The organism is Bacillus sp. BML-BC051 (assembly GCF_019656175.1).
GTDB lineage: Bacteria > Bacillota > Bacilli > Bacillales > Bacillaceae_G > Bacillus_A > Bacillus_A mobilis.
In genome coordinates, this window is sequence record NZ_BPLI01000204.1 from 1 (window position 1) to 269 (window position 269).

The following is a 269-nucleotide window of genomic DNA, read 5'->3' on the forward strand; positions in this document are numbered from 1 at the left end:
CTGGGCGACCACGCCGGGAAACCGCTTGCGCGAGGAACTCAGCGAACTGGGCGACGGGCATCGAGCCCAGGTCAGCACCTTCACGAGTACGCACAGCGACAGTCTGCATCTCGACTGCCCGATCTCCGATAACCAAAAGATAGGGAACCTTGAGCAAAGTATGCTCGCGGATTTTAAAGCCGATCTTTTCATTTCTCAAGTCGGACTTGGCACGAAATCCGCTTTCGTTGAGAGTTTTTTCAACTTCAGCGGCAAAATCGGCCTGTTTA

Annotated in this window: 1 protein-coding gene; it reads right to left on the reverse strand. The window is 53.5% G+C overall.

Annotated features, from left to right (window positions below):
- Positions 1-269, reverse strand: a 269-nt coding sequence (locus K5S59_RS29960; protein WP_259653032.1) for a His/Gly/Thr/Pro-type tRNA ligase C-terminal domain-containing protein, incomplete at both ends; no start/stop codon positions are given.